The sequence below is a fragment of the Streptococcus oralis genome, assembly GCF_001075875.1.
Taxonomy (GTDB): domain Bacteria; phylum Bacillota; class Bacilli; order Lactobacillales; family Streptococcaceae; genus Streptococcus; species Streptococcus oralis_I.
Map to the genome: position 1 here is coordinate 1 of NZ_JUOS01000003.1, position 12,789 is coordinate 12,789.

Annotated in this window: 16 protein-coding genes and 1 pseudogene; 9 read left to right on the plus strand and 8 right to left on the minus strand. The window is 33.3% G+C overall.

What is annotated here, in order from left to right:
• The 3 genes from ADM33_RS00055 to ADM33_RS00065 all read right to left on the minus strand — a co-directional run.
• On the minus strand, positions 1-935 hold a 935-nt coding region (locus tag ADM33_RS00055; RefSeq protein ID WP_049502651.1), incomplete at its 3' end, for a tyrosine-type recombinase/integrase.
• A complete protein-coding gene (locus ADM33_RS00060) occupies positions 922-1,125 on the minus strand; it encodes a DUF3173 domain-containing protein (RefSeq protein WP_049502652.1) in 204 nt (67 codons plus the stop codon). The genes ADM33_RS00060 and ADM33_RS00055, both read right to left, overlap by 14 nt.
• On the minus strand, positions 1,122-2,114 hold the full coding sequence (locus ADM33_RS00065; protein WP_049502653.1) for a replication initiation protein: 993 nt from the start codon (positions 2,112-2,114) through the stop codon (positions 1,122-1,124). The genes ADM33_RS00060 and ADM33_RS00065 overlap by 4 nt, the downstream gene beginning before the upstream one ends.
• Positions 2,115-2,632: 518 nt before the next feature.
• Here ADM33_RS00065 and ADM33_RS00070 point away from each other — a divergent pair.
• From ADM33_RS00070 to lsa(C), 3 genes and pseudogenes are all read left to right on the plus strand, one after another.
• Positions 2,633-2,926, plus strand: a complete 294-nt coding sequence (locus ADM33_RS00070; RefSeq protein ID WP_017771665.1) for a helix-turn-helix transcriptional regulator — start codon at positions 2,633-2,635, stop codon at positions 2,924-2,926.
• A 32-nt stretch (positions 2,927-2,958) separates the two neighbouring features.
• Positions 2,959-3,078 (plus strand): annotated as a pseudogene (locus tag ADM33_RS11865) (methylase); the annotation flags it as partial.
• A 132-nt stretch (positions 3,079-3,210) separates the two neighbouring features.
• Positions 3,211-4,689 (plus strand): ABC-F type ribosomal protection protein Lsa(C), encoded by a 1,479-nt coding sequence (lsa(C), locus tag ADM33_RS00080; RefSeq protein ID WP_049502654.1) that lies wholly within the window; start codon positions 3,211-3,213, stop codon positions 4,687-4,689.
• Between the two features lie 311 nt (positions 4,690-5,000).
• Here the strand turns inward: lsa(C) and ADM33_RS00085 are convergent, their stop codons facing one another.
• From ADM33_RS00085 to ADM33_RS00100, 4 genes are read right to left on the minus strand one after another with little or no spacing between them, the layout of a single operon-like run.
• The gene (locus tag ADM33_RS00085; RefSeq protein WP_049502655.1) at positions 5,001-6,689 is read right to left on the minus strand and encodes an FtsK/SpoIIIE domain-containing protein; all 1,689 of its coding nucleotides are present in this window, start codon (positions 6,687-6,689) and stop codon (positions 5,001-5,003) included.
• 13 nt (positions 6,690-6,702) lie between these two features.
• On the minus strand, positions 6,703-7,164 hold the full coding sequence (locus tag ADM33_RS00090; RefSeq protein ID WP_006149314.1) for a hypothetical protein: 462 nt from the start codon (positions 7,162-7,164) through the stop codon (positions 6,703-6,705).
• A 21-nt stretch (positions 7,165-7,185) separates the two neighbouring features.
• Positions 7,186-7,482, minus strand: a complete 297-nt coding sequence (locus ADM33_RS00095; protein WP_049502656.1) for a hypothetical protein — start codon at positions 7,480-7,482, stop codon at positions 7,186-7,188.
• A gap of 34 nt (positions 7,483-7,516) precedes the next feature.
• On the minus strand, positions 7,517-7,699 hold the full coding sequence (locus ADM33_RS00100) for a hypothetical protein (RefSeq protein ID WP_006149311.1): 183 nt from the start codon (positions 7,697-7,699) through the stop codon (positions 7,517-7,519).
• Between the two features lie 661 nt (positions 7,700-8,360).
• Here ADM33_RS00100 and ADM33_RS00105 point away from each other — a divergent pair.
• From ADM33_RS00105 to ADM33_RS00130, 6 genes are all read left to right on the plus strand, one after another.
• Positions 8,361-8,708 carry a helix-turn-helix domain-containing protein gene (locus ADM33_RS00105; protein WP_049502657.1) on the plus strand — a complete coding sequence of 116 codons (348 nt, stop codon included), beginning with the start codon at positions 8,361-8,363 and terminating at the stop codon, positions 8,706-8,708.
• A gap of 58 nt (positions 8,709-8,766) precedes the next feature.
• Positions 8,767-9,183, plus strand: a complete 417-nt coding sequence (locus tag ADM33_RS00110) for a pyridoxamine 5'-phosphate oxidase family protein (RefSeq protein ID WP_049502658.1) — start codon at positions 8,767-8,769, stop codon at positions 9,181-9,183.
• A 29-nt stretch (positions 9,184-9,212) separates the two neighbouring features.
• A complete protein-coding gene (locus tag ADM33_RS00115) occupies positions 9,213-10,226 on the plus strand; it encodes a hypothetical protein (RefSeq protein WP_049502659.1) in 1,014 nt (337 codons plus the stop codon).
• Positions 10,207-10,392 (plus strand): hypothetical protein, encoded by a 186-nt coding sequence (locus ADM33_RS00120; RefSeq protein WP_049502660.1) that lies wholly within the window; start codon positions 10,207-10,209, stop codon positions 10,390-10,392. The genes ADM33_RS00115 and ADM33_RS00120 overlap by 20 nt, the downstream gene beginning before the upstream one ends.
• Positions 10,393-10,512: 120 nt before the next feature.
• On the plus strand, positions 10,513-11,373 hold the full coding sequence (locus tag ADM33_RS00125) for an ImmA/IrrE family metallo-endopeptidase (RefSeq protein ID WP_049502661.1): 861 nt from the start codon (positions 10,513-10,515) through the stop codon (positions 11,371-11,373).
• Between the two features lie 8 nt (positions 11,374-11,381).
• The gene (locus tag ADM33_RS00130) at positions 11,382-12,065 is read left to right on the plus strand and encodes a helix-turn-helix domain-containing protein (protein WP_049502679.1); all 684 of its coding nucleotides are present in this window, start codon (positions 11,382-11,384) and stop codon (positions 12,063-12,065) included.
• Positions 12,066-12,330: 265 nt separating this feature from the next.
• Here ADM33_RS00130 and ADM33_RS00135 read toward each other — a convergent pair whose 3' ends face one another.
• Positions 12,331-12,693 carry a hypothetical protein gene (locus tag ADM33_RS00135; protein ID WP_049502662.1) on the minus strand — a complete coding sequence of 121 codons (363 nt, stop codon included), beginning with the start codon at positions 12,691-12,693 and terminating at the stop codon, positions 12,331-12,333.
• Positions 12,694-12,789 lie beyond the last annotated feature (96 nt).

Below are 12,789 nucleotides of genomic sequence, written 5' to 3' on the forward strand. Positions count from 1 at the left end.
ACACCAGCACGCTTAGAGTATTTTAAAATCTGGTCTCTAATACTACGTTTACGATATGGAACTCCGTCGGGAGACAGAATGAATGGTATTTTATCGACTTTTTCTTGTCTTTCTTTCCACTCCTTAAGCACTTTTAGAGTATTATCATCTAGTCCAATAGTACGCCGAGAGCTTTCAGTTTTTAGCTTATTACGGCGTTCCCAGTTTTCACGATTTATATACTGTAAGTTGTGATTGATAGCTAGAGTTTTCTTTTCAAAGTCCACATCCTCCCAATAAAGAGCAGTCGCCTCATTTACACGCATTCCCGTAAAATAATATAGCCAAAAGAGCGTATAAATAAAATGCTCAAAATAACTCTCTTTATCAAGGGATTGTATTACTTTTTGAAATTCATCTTTTGTCCAAAAATCTATATGTTTTTTTGTTATTGGAATAGGACTGATATTACTTGTAGGTATTTCATGGAAAATTAACCCATATTTTTTTGCGGTTTTCAAAACTTGATTAAGCAATGTCATTTTGTTTCTTGCATATGAATTTGAATATTTTTCTAATAAACTATTCCTATAATTTATTACATCATAAGTTGTAATTTCTCTAGGTTTTTTCTTACCAAAATATTGGATAAATTCATCAAATATAACTTGACGTCTTCGTTCGAGGTCTGGACTTGTAGTAGCATAATAATTTGGTATAAATACTTCGTCCATAAATTGTTTAAAAGTCCATTGAGTGTGCTTAATTCCACCTTTTTTATGCACTTTATTTAATGCCCTTGTTCGTGCTTCAAAGGCCTCTTTTGCAGTTTCAAAACCGCGTCTGCGTTCTTGATATGGTTTACCAGTAGCTAGGTCAACTCCAGCTTTAAAATAATAAGTATATTTCCCAGTTTTATCGTCTTTAGTTACACCAGTATATCTAGTTTTTGACATTTAGTTCCTCCAATCCAAGAATTTCTGATACAACTGATACAGGAACAGTTCCGAGCCCTTTATTGTTATAGAAATCGAAACCACGCTCAACCATAATATGTTTTGCTTGTCGTAGAATATTATAAGCAGTCCATTTTGAGAACCCTAAGTCCATAATATCTTGTACTGTCATAGTTAGTTTATCGTTCATAAATTATCTTCTCCTTTACTAGTAAGTTCAATGAATTCTCCTATTAATTGTTTTAATTCATTGTTTAATCGAGGTGTTTGTTTTTTTAGTGCATCTTGAAGCTCTAAAGAAAATGAGTTACTATCAAATGCTTTTAGGTGTTTTCTAAGCCTAGTTTTTTTGACTCTTATAGTGTTAGGTTTCAGATAGGGGAATAATTCGGGTAAAAGAGCTGGTGCATGGAGAAAGATATAAGCAAATGCTTTGCTATCATCTGGAACACTTGAAAGGCTAAAAAAACTAAAATTCTCTAATCGTTTAGAAATCTCTGAAATGGTTTCTGCATTTATAGCTTTTGTTCGAAGTTGAAACTCCAACCGCCACCAAAAAGGTTTACTCTCGATATTTAATTTATCGGCTCTCTTATGACTTAGTACCTCTATGTTCTTATCGTATAAACGTACTTGAACATTACTACCACTAGCCCCCCAGTATTTACTTTCTATGTTTCCCCCTCTACCATAGAATATTTTATGACTAACTCCACCTTTGATATGTTGTAAAAAGACTATTTCTGGTCTGTTAAAGATATCAAAAGCAAGGTCTAAACGTGATAGTCTAACATCTAATCCATTTAATCGAGCGTAATTCATAATCTGCCTCCATACTTGAAGACCTCCAAATTCTTTAAGCGAGTTTGGGTTAAAGTCTAAACGTATGACTTGATAACCACCATAGGTTGATAATTGGAAGAAAATTAGATTAATACTATCCTCATTTATCATTTTATAAAGTGTAAAATAATCTTCTTTTAGATTTGCTTGAATGCTAAATTCTTGAATAATAGAATCGATAGAATTTCTTAATTCCCAAAATATACGTCTTAGAGAACAGTTGTCTCTATCAAGGATTACTGTTAGTCGGTCAATACTGATATAAATAGATTTTTCTAGTTCTGATAAATCTACTCGGCTTTGATATTCTCGTAGTGCTTGAAGGTTATTTTTCATCTGTAACGCCTCCTTTCTATAATTGCTAAATGCGTAGGTCAATGTTACTATTGAGTTTTGCTGACGACACGTTACTTAGGGCGTTGCCTTAAGTGTATCTGTTTGCTGGCTGTTAGAAACGCCAGCTTTTTCTTAGAGATTGAGAGAACTGCGTGCTTCGGGCGCATTGCCTTCGGCTTGCGCCCTTGCTCTTGTCTCACAATCTCTAAACTAGGCGAATGGTAGAAGTAAGTATTGCCAATTTCTCTGACATTTACTGTATAGAAGCCATAATATCCTTAGACTAGCCATATTTCGCTTCTTATGGACTTTTTATTACTATTTTGGTATAATCAAATTGGTTTTAAACGAAAGCCTCAGAATGCTTTGCAGAGCTTTCTGGGGTGTTTTTTCATATTCATAAGCGGACTGGTATTACCTACAATGTATATCTTTTAGTTATATAACCAAAATGGTTATATAACTATGATACAACCATTTTGGTTATAGGTCAATAGAAAAGCGAAAGGAATTTTAAAATGTTGAAAGATAATATAAAAAAAGCCCGTCTTAAAGTGGGACTTACTCAATCAGAAGTTGCTGAAAAGTTAGGTGTAGCTCAAGCCCAATATGCTAGGTGGGAAAATGGAGGGAGAAATCCGAAAGATGAAACAGTAGAAAAATTAGCTGAAATCTTTGGTACGTCTTTTGAGATTTTAAAAGGACGTGATGACGGACTAGAAGAAATTGTTAGTTTATTGAGAGAATATGAATTGACAGAAGCAGATAAAAACAAAATTATTAAAACTTTAAAGGATTTATTACATAAATAAATCAAAATAATGTGGTAGTTGGAGAGCACAAAGTGAATAATATCCGGGAGCAAAAAAAGCAAGCTAAAGGATTTATTAAACGCTGGGAAAACCGTGGCAATGAAAGACAAGACAGTCAGTCATTTTGGCTTGATTTGCTCCAATCTGTTTATTGAATTGATAAATGAGAAGATTAAAGCGTTGTAGGAAAATAGATATTTTATGAGGAGGCGAGGCAACTTGAAAGAATATATTGTAAGTTTGGAAAAAGAAATACTCAAATCTGAATTTGAGGGGGTGTTTTTATGTCAACAATTAAAATTGAAAACCTTACTTTCTCATATTATGGCTATGTAAAACCTGTATTTGAAAATGTATCATTTTCATTTGATACGAACTGGAAAACAGGACTAATAGGAAGAAACGGAATTGGGAAATCAACACTATTTAAGCTGCTTCTAAACCAAGAAGTTTATAAGGGGAAAATCAGCAAAAGTGTTGACTTTATTAAATTCCCACCCAATTTAAGTGATACTTCAAAATTAGGGATTGAGTTATATAGAGAACTAATATCAGATGAGGAAGAATGGAAATTATTTAGAGAACTTCATTTGCTAAAGGTAGATGAGAGTCTTATTTACAGAAAGTTTGAAACGCTTTCTAAAGGAGAACAAACAAAAATCCTTTTAGCTATTTTGTTTACAAGAGAAGATGGTTTTTTACTTATAGATGAACCAACAAACCATTTAGATATGGACGGAAGAAAAATTGTCAGTGAATATCTGAAAAATAAAAAAGGTTTTTTGCTTATATCACATGATAGAGATTTTTTAGATGATTGTATCAATCATATTATTTCTATTAACAGGAATTCTATTGATGTCCAATCAGGAAATTTTACATCGTGGTATGAAAATAAATTGATGAAAGACCAATTTGAGATTAGTCAAAATGAGAAATTAAGAAAAGATATTAAACGATTAAAAGAAGCTGCAAGACAAAGTCAAATTTGGTCTGATAAAGTTGAAAATACTAAAAACGGCGTGAAAGTATCAGGTGTAAAACCAGACAAGGGGCATATAGGTCATCAGTCAGCTAAGATGATGAAAAAATCTAAGAATTTGGAGAATAGACAAAATAAGGCAATAGAAGAAAAACAGAATTTACTAAAAGATATTGAAACAAAGGAAAGTCTATTATTGCATCCGTTACATCACCACAAAAATCCTCTAATATCAGTTTGCGATTTATCATCATATTATGGAAAAAAGCAGATATTAAGTAATATAAGTTTTGATATAAAGCAAGGTGATATAGTGGCTATATATGGGGGTAATGGTAGCGGAAAATCAACCTTGATTAAAATTTTATTAGGTCTAAATCACGAGTATTCAGGTGATGTAAAATTAGCAAGTAATTTAAAAATATCATATGTTCCTCAAGATACATCCAATTTAACAGGTAGCCTAAACGAGTATATTCATAAGCAAGGTGTTGATGAAACATTGTGCAAAACAATTCTTAGAAAATTAGATTTTGCAAGAGAATTATTTGAAATAGATATGAAGAACTATAGCGATGGACAAAAAAAGAAAGTTTTAATTGCTGTAAGTTTGTCAAAGCCAGCTCATATATTTATTTGGGACGAACCACTGAATTATTTAGATGTAATATCAAGAATACAGATTGAGGAAATTATAAAAGAAGCAAATCCTACACTCATATTTGTGGAACACGATAAGAGGTTTGTAGAAGATATAGCGAATAAAATAATACGATTATAAACTAAATAATATCTTTTAGTTTGTCGAGGTAAACCTTTTTAACAATAACCTTATGCTATTGTTAAAAAGATTGAAACTCAGTAATAATGTATATTACTAAAAATCATATTAAAAATAATTCAAATTTATTGGTAGCCTTTTGGTAGCTAAACAGACAAAAGTTAATATCTTCATAAAAAAAATACAGTTAGAGAATGTTGATTTATCAGCATTCTTTTTTATTTCAAATAGTTTCTCGGAATTAGAAAACGGGGGTTGAAGTTTCATCATGGCCTAGAAACTTCGGGCTACGGTCTGCGCCTGACCTGCGGTCAGGCTTGCCCTTGCCCTTGTCCTAGCCCATGATGAACAATCGTCGCTTCAACTGCTTTTGGATAAGACCTGCGTCCTCCCTCTTCAAATTGAGCGAGGATTTCAAGAAGAAGTTTTTCTTGAAAAGGATCCACTAGAATAGCGGACACAGTCCGTTCAAAAACGATCCCTTGTTCTGTCAAGAGATAGATAATCTTGCGTAAGGTTGGCATTTTAAGATTTTGTTCGTCCGCAAATTCTTTGAGCGTTCTCTTGTTTGGTTCGTTTTCTATAGTCTCCTCTTCCTCTATAGGGTCAATTGTTTCAACTGGTGGCTTATATTCTTCAAATACTGAGAATTCTTCTCCTTCAAACTCCATGATCGGAATGTTAGAGTAGGCATCGTAGAAGGAAAAGCCTTGATCAAGCGGTACATAAGGAGAGAAAAACTCACCAGCAAGCTCGCCGTTGTTTGCGATATAGCCCCGTCCTTTGACTTTCACTCCGTTAATCTCATCTAGCTTTTTAAATTCTTTTGTTTTATTAGCATCTCCAAACATCATGTCATATCCTGTTGATTCTAAATGACCGACGGAGAGACGCTTCATAAAGTTATCCCGAAGAGCAGTTTTGATGAATTCTCCATCAGGCCGTTGCATAGCAAAGATGATAAAGACTCCAGCTTGACGGCCTTCTAGAACTAACTGGGAGAGGTATTCCATTAGTTCTGACTGTTGGCTATAGTCACGATCGATCTTTGCCATAAGCGCTGCCCACTCGTCTACTAGAATGAATTTTGGTTTCATGTCATAATGAGTAAAGTTCTTTCCAGCTTGGAATTTTGGCGAAGTAGACATCCGTTCATAGCGTTTTTCCATGAACTCTACACTCTCTTTAAAACAGTTAATGATATCTTCCTTACTAGTATATACCCGACCATGAAAGACTGGAATTTTCTTTAATCCAGCCAGGTCAGAATTCTTTGGATCACAGATATCGACAAAGCCGACTTTAGCTAGTGCATAGATTATGGTCATCAGAACAACGGTTTTTCCTCCACCAGTTCCACCACCGATGAGAAGATGAGGTTCTTCAATATAATCCCAAGATACATCTTTCATGAGCTGGAGTTTTGATCCCTTGACTTTTACTTCATCGATGGTGATTCGACTATCAATCCGATTAATAGCAATTTCATACTTGATAAAGCGATTATCAAAGGTTTTATTACGAAAGTCCCCATTAAACATGACTTCAAGAGTAGCTCCAAGGTTGAGGAAGCGATCTTGAAATTTATTTCCTTCTAGAATGAAACTCACTTCAATCTTGTAGCGAGACTGTTTGATATACACTTGAGGTAAGGTGATTTTTTCAATGATCTTGTTTTCACGTCTAATCTTTTTAACGAGATAGAGGTTATTCTCTAGCAAAAAACGAGAAAGAATTCGAAGGTTGTTTAGCTTTTGAAAAAAGAGCATTTTTCTGTAACAAACCCGATTAATAAACCAAGAGAGAAGCAAAGAAGAGAGAAGCCCAGCTCCTAGAAAATATCCTTGAGGTAAGGGATGGACTTTTAATTCTTCTAGATGTAAATAGCTGTAGTAACTAATAGCCAACAAAAAAGGAAACCACCAGATAAACCATGTGATTCCCTTTAGTTTACGATGAAAAACTCGAACTCTTTTTCCCCGATAGGTAAAGAGTTTCATTCTACATCACCTCCTAGTTTTCCTTCTTATTTTCTACTGGTTTGTTTTCTTTAGTCGGTGCGCCTCCAGCTTTTTTCTTGATTTTAGAAGCAAAGAGCTTATAGATATCATTACGATTGACATGGGTATGGGTGATAACAATATCTTCTAGTTCAACCTCTTCACGGTATTTAATGCCCAAATCTTCAATTTCAGACTCAGACATATCTGCGATAGTGAAAAAGAGGGTTTCATGCTGGACAGAAGAATGAATCCCTACAACAATCCCACGGATCTCACCTGTATTGACTTGTACAAATGATCCATCAGGATTTCGTTGTGAGCGATCCACTTCAAAGATGATATCAGGACCTTCAATGCCTCGGAAAGTCAGTTTTCCAAGGACAGCTGGGACATCTAGCCCGTCTGTAATGACACGATAAGTCTTGTCAGCAATTTGTAATTTTTCTCCGTAGTTTAATCCAATTTTAGCCATGTGATTTTCTCCTTTAAATTCTTATTTTTTAAGTACCAATTTTTCCGCAAAGACATTGAGATAGGGTGCAACAGTATTGCCATTTAGAGCAGTATCTGGGAAAAAGATTGGGTTAACAGTTTCTACTAGAGCATCTTCTGGAATGACCGTTGTAGAAGCTGGTGTGATGACATGAAAGGCACCGTGCTCTGCACTGTTTAGAATGTGACGTTGGTATTTGCCTTCTTTTCCAAAAATAAATTTAGGAGCATTTCCTAAACGTTCGTAGTAAGCAGGGCCAATAAATTCTGGTTTCATTTTAAGTGTTTCTGAGATCATAAGTTTTTCCTTTCTGAGTGTAAAATAAAAAGAGTTAAGCTAATTGCTTCACTCTTGAGTAATAGTGTGTAAAAAGTTTGCGTTTAAACATACGACTATAGAATTGAATATCCCCATGAGCATAGCCATTTCTACGAGCATCTTGAGCCAGATGATCTAGATCTATTTGAGCTTGAGCATAAAGTTTAGCCTGTAGTTTATCAGATTCACTAAACATACCATAGGTGAATTCATAGTTATCATAGAGTCGTTTACATTGTAGTGCGAAAAAAGTTTGTCATATCATTCTCCTTTATTGTAATAAGTAAAAAAGCTACTAAGTGAAAAAAGGAAAGAACTTAGTAGCTTGAGAGTAGGTCTATCTAATTAGATAGACAGCAGTAAAGAAAAGTTATTTGGTTGAAGGATCCCTCCTTCACGGTGGCAACGTTTAGCAAGGTGCTTTGCGTCAATTACCATCGCTTTCCCAGCCAATCTCATTGGGGAGTCATTATCATACCCTTAAGATTCTCTTACGCCCTTTGGCGAAGCCAGTTCACTTTACTATTCGGAAAAGTGCGAAAGTCCGAAATGCGTGGAAGCCCACAAGAATTGAGTCTTGTTTTCTATCTTCACTTCAACCATAAAACGGACTTGACTTTTCTTATCAAAACATTTACAATAAAGGTACGAAGTTTATGTGTTGTTCTGATGATCAGTCCTCTGGTTGTCAGACGCACTTTTTATTAAATTGTCAAAGATCATGATTTAGCCTTGAAAATAAGGTTATTATTTTTAAATCCCATATAACCATCAGCTATATTTATATTATATAACCATTGGTTATATTTGTCAAGAGATTATTTGAAATTAATACAAAAAAATTTTAGAGGTTTAAAATGGAATTTTCGGAACGATTAAAAAATCTTAGAAAACAAGCACATCTTACACAAGTCGATGTAGCTGAAAAATTAGGAATTTCGCAACCAGCCTATGCTTCATGGGAACGTGGAGCTAAAAAACCAACACAAGATAATTTAGTCAAGATTGCACAAGTTTTAAATGTATCAATTGATTATTTAGTTGGTAATTCGGATGAACATCTAAAAGAAGACGAGTTAGATAATGTAGAACTTCTTTTCCGTATGAATTCAAATGGTCTAACCGAAGAAGAAAAGGCTATTTTCAAGAAAGAGTTGATCGAGTTTATGGAAAAGAGAAAAAAAGCATTTGAAAAAAATAAGTAAACAAAAAATTAGCCTTTTTTGTTCGATAACTTCATTGATTAAAAGGAGTGTTTTATAAATGGATGTAAAAAAAGAATTTTTGAAAATAATGTCAGAACAAAAAGAAATTGCCTTAGCGACATCTGTAAACAATATTCCAAATGTAAGAATAGTAAATTTTGTTTTTGATTCAACCAATAATATACTCTACTTCTCATCTTTCAAAGGTAATGATAAGATTAAGGAAATGGAATCAAACTCTCATATTGCATTTACTACAATTCCACACTCTGGGAATGAACACGTAAAAGCTAAGGGCTTAGTTCAAAAAAGTACCAAAACTATTTTTGAAGTGGCGGACCAGTTTATTGCTAAAGTACCAGGTTACAAAAATACTATTGAATTTGCAGGGGAATCTTTAGTTTTATTTGAAATACGATTTGATACTGCGATCGTTACCAAAGATCTAGAAACAATACAAACTATAGAACTTTAAATTAAAGTTCCAAAAATGGGGATTAAAGTATGGAGAGTTTTGAAATTGAAATACCAAAAATGGAGCATTTTGAAGTTGATGTCAGAAAAAAGGAATTATACAACTATGATTTCCAATCATATTCATTAACTCCACTGCAAAAAGAAGCCTCTTTAGTAGTTGCTAATAAGATTAGAAATAATTTGTTTACTCATATTCCTGAAGCTAAATTATTAAAAAAACTTATTGAAAAGAATGATAATGACAATGTAGAATACGTTGCAAAATTATCTGAAGTTGCAAAAGAAAAGTTAAAATCGGGAGAATGGAGTTATGGTATACGAAAAAAGACAGGCGAGACATATGCAGTATTAAAAGATACTGAATCTGGAAAAATTAAAAGTAGTGTAACCTTAGAGAAAAGGGCTGTCAAAGAGTTAGGGAATCTACCTGAGCTTTCTGCAATACAAGGGCAACTAGCATCTATTTCAGAACAAATTGAAAGCTTAAATGAACTAGTTATCCGCGTGGAACAAGGGCAATACAATGATAGATTTTCAGGCTTTTTCAGTGCTCGCCAACTAATTGTAGAGGCCTTAGCAACCAGAAATGAGCAATTAAAAAAAGAATTACTACTTTCAGCGATTAAAGAAAATAATAATACCATTGCAAAACTAATGATGTCAATTTACACAGATGGTTTAGACTTTATCAACATTAAAACCAATTCAAAAGATGCAAAAAGAATAAATACTCTGCTTCAACAATCAATTAGTTACCTATCATCTGCAATGCAATTAAATGTTGTTGCTTATACAGTATTAGAGGAACATGAGTCTGTTATAGCTGTATTAAGCAATTACAAAGCTTTTACTGAGCAAACTTTACTTGAGCCTAAATATGATGGAAAAAGTTTAGCTTGGAAAATTGATAATTTTACAAAAGGAAATAGCAGCTCTTTTATAAATTTGACACAGAGTATTTCAGAAAATATCAATGCATTGGTTAACCATTCAGAAACATTATTAGTAGAGGAAGATACGAATGAAAGAAGAGAAAGTTAAAACATGTAAATACTTTAGATGTAATAAAGAAGTATACTCTCCAAAAGCAAAATTCTGTGGAGAGCACGAAAGATTTTATAGAGAACACAGGAATAAAATTGGAGGGGCGTTGCTGACTTTTGGAGGAATAGCACTTTCAGCTTTGGTAAAAAAAAGAAATAATTAGACTATGTTTATATATTTAACGTAATATAAAAAAAGTGGACACACATCCACTTTTTTTATATAATAAACTCAACCGAATTTGTTTAGTTTTGTAATTTATACTTAAAGGAGGTATCATTCTTTGGATGAATTGTATACAAGAATAAGTAAGTCTACAAAACACGTGTTATATCAGTATATGAAGGATCATGACATTTCATTACTAAACTATAATTTCAACTACTTCTTTCAACATTGTATTCAGAAATATCAGATTCAAGTGATTAGTCACCACTTCTCCAATCATAAGATTGAAGGATTAACTGTTATTGATGAATTAGGTATTAGTTTTTCTTTTGAAAAAGATAATCCAATCGTAAAGCAGAATTTTACTCTGTGTCATGAACTAGGACATTTTATCCTAGAGCATGAAGGTAATTATTTTGCAGAATCTATTGATAATCAGGAGAACTTACTAGAGCGAGAAGCGAATATTTTCTCTGCTGTAGTATTAATGCCTGACATTGTTTTGTTGTCAAAGATTTATTATAGTTGCGATACCTTTCAACATATTCAAAATAGCCTGGATGTTTCAAAGCAGGCATTGTTCTTTCGCCTTTTAGATCTTCTTAGAGAATATTATCCTGGAAAAGAAAGTACCATTAAGCAGGCTATCGATGCTTATATTGATGGACAAAATGCCACACTACTCCTTTTGTTTCACGGTGTCAAAGATCAGATTATAAAGGAGTTCAACAACTATCAGACTTCTCTAATCAATAAGATTGAGCAATCAGTAATCAAAAAAGGCTTCGTGACTAGTCAAGAATATCCAGAACTTCTAGATCAAGAGAATTGGAAAACAATAAAGACTTACTGTAATAATTTAAGAGTATGGCTCATTTATGATAGAGGAAAATCAATAGCTTATGTTTGGGATAAAAATAAGCTAACAGACAAAGAAGCAAAACAAAAAGCTGAATTGAAATTATTGTTAATGTGAGGTAAATGATGTACCAACCAGAAAAACTAAAGGCTCGTAGAAAAGAGCTAAAAACGACTCAAAAGGATATTGCAGATCAATTAGGTATTAGCTATCAAGCCTATTCTGCATGGGAGCGTGGAGTAAAACAACCGTCTAGAGAAAAAGTAAAGCTTTTGGAGCAGATTCTAAAAGTACCAAAAGGTTATTTTACAGAGCTTGAAATCGTCCGACTATATAAGACTTTATCAGATGAAGGAAAGGATCAAGCACTTAGCTATGTAAGAAAACTAGTTCAAAAAGGCCAATGTAAGAATGTTGTTTCGATATCAGAAAAATTATATGAGTACCATGTTTACGAAAAAATGTCTGCTGGTATCGGTTCATCAGTTTATAACGTTCAGGACTATGATATTGTTTATTTTGATGAAGAACTAGCCCATGATTTCGCCTCGTGGATTTCTGGTGACTCAATGGAGCCCAAATATCAAAACGGTTCTGTTGCTCTCATTCGTGAGACAGGATTTGATTACGATGGAGCAGTTTATGCCGTTGTCTGTAATAGCCAGACCTATATTAAGCGAGTTTATCGTGAAGAACACGGCTTAAAGTTAGTTTCTATCAACCCTAAGTATAGAGATATTTTTCTTTCATATGATGAAGATCCGAGAATTGTAGGAATTATTGTCGGAAATTTCATACCATTGGCTTGATTCCGCTATTTTATGATGTAGATAAAGTAGAAAACGAAAGTTTCCATACAGCAATAAATTTTTCTAGAGATTTTACATATTTACTCAAAGCTAATGCACAAGATATTGACTATAAAGTTAGATAGAAAAAATCTAACTTTTGGGATGTTTTTTAGTATGAAATTAACTTATTAGAACAAAGTTCAACTTTTTCTATCTATATTTGGAGGGTATTCCATTTTTGCTACAAAAAACCACCTATTCGGTAAAATAGGTGTGAATGATGTTATTTATATCCATATTGTTTTAGAGCGTTATTATATGCTTCGCTATCTTTAAGATAGTAGTCGTGCTTAACTCCACTAATGTCAACAGAAAAGACCCCATCTTTAAATGAATATTCTTCTATTCGACTTGCAATATTTTGTCCAGTTAATTCGATCGTATTCTTTTTTTTGTTAATGATAAAACTATCGGCTTCTCCATGCTCTATGGAAGCATTATCTCCTTTAATAGTAAACGCCAACTCGTTTCTTTCACTTGAGATCCAATAATACTCACCATCTAAAGATTGGTAGTTGTTTTTAGAGCAAGCAATTAACGAAATGATTGATAATGAAAGTAGTAGTATACCTATTAATTTTCTCATAGTTTTAGCCTCCTTTTATAATTTGAATTTTACCAAAATAATATTACAAGAGCATGTCAGTGTCTGTTATAACGGAAAAATGAAGAAATGTCTATT

Bases quoted from the DNA above. Each gene is read 5' to 3' on its own strand.
- ADM33_RS00060 (WP_049502652.1), bottom strand. From the start codon at position 1,125: ATGAACGATAAACTAACTATGACAGTACAAGATATTATGGACTTAGGG.
- ADM33_RS00065 (WP_049502653.1), bottom strand. From the start codon at position 2,114: ATGAAAAATAACCTTCAAGCACTACGAGAATATCAAAGCCGAGTAGAT.
- ADM33_RS00070 (WP_017771665.1), top strand. From the start codon at position 2,633: ATGTTGAAAGATAATATAAAAAAAGCCCGTCTTAAAGTGGGACTTACT.
- ADM33_RS00085 (WP_049502655.1), bottom strand. From the start codon at position 6,689: ATGAAACTCTTTACCTATCGGGGAAAAAGAGTTCGAGTTTTTCATCGT.
- ADM33_RS00090 (WP_006149314.1), bottom strand. From the start codon at position 7,164: ATGGCTAAAATTGGATTAAACTACGGAGAAAAATTACAAATTGCTGAC.
- ADM33_RS00095 (WP_049502656.1), bottom strand. From the start codon at position 7,482: ATGATCTCAGAAACACTTAAAATGAAACCAGAATTTATTGGCCCTGCT.
- ADM33_RS00100 (WP_006149311.1), bottom strand. From the start codon at position 7,699: ATGTTTAGTGAATCTGATAAACTACAGGCTAAACTTTATGCTCAAGCT.
- ADM33_RS00105 (WP_049502657.1), top strand. From the start codon at position 8,361: ATGGAATTTTCGGAACGATTAAAAAATCTTAGAAAACAAGCACATCTT.
- ADM33_RS00110 (WP_049502658.1), top strand. From the start codon at position 8,767: ATGGATGTAAAAAAAGAATTTTTGAAAATAATGTCAGAACAAAAAGAA.
- ADM33_RS00115 (WP_049502659.1), top strand. From the start codon at position 9,213: ATGGAGAGTTTTGAAATTGAAATACCAAAAATGGAGCATTTTGAAGTT.
- ADM33_RS00120 (WP_049502660.1), top strand. From the start codon at position 10,207: ATGAAAGAAGAGAAAGTTAAAACATGTAAATACTTTAGATGTAATAAA.
- ADM33_RS00130 (WP_049502679.1), top strand. From the start codon at position 11,382: ATGTACCAACCAGAAAAACTAAAGGCTCGTAGAAAAGAGCTAAAAACG.
- ADM33_RS00135 (WP_049502662.1), bottom strand. From the start codon at position 12,693: ATGAGAAAATTAATAGGTATACTACTACTTTCATTATCAATCATTTCG.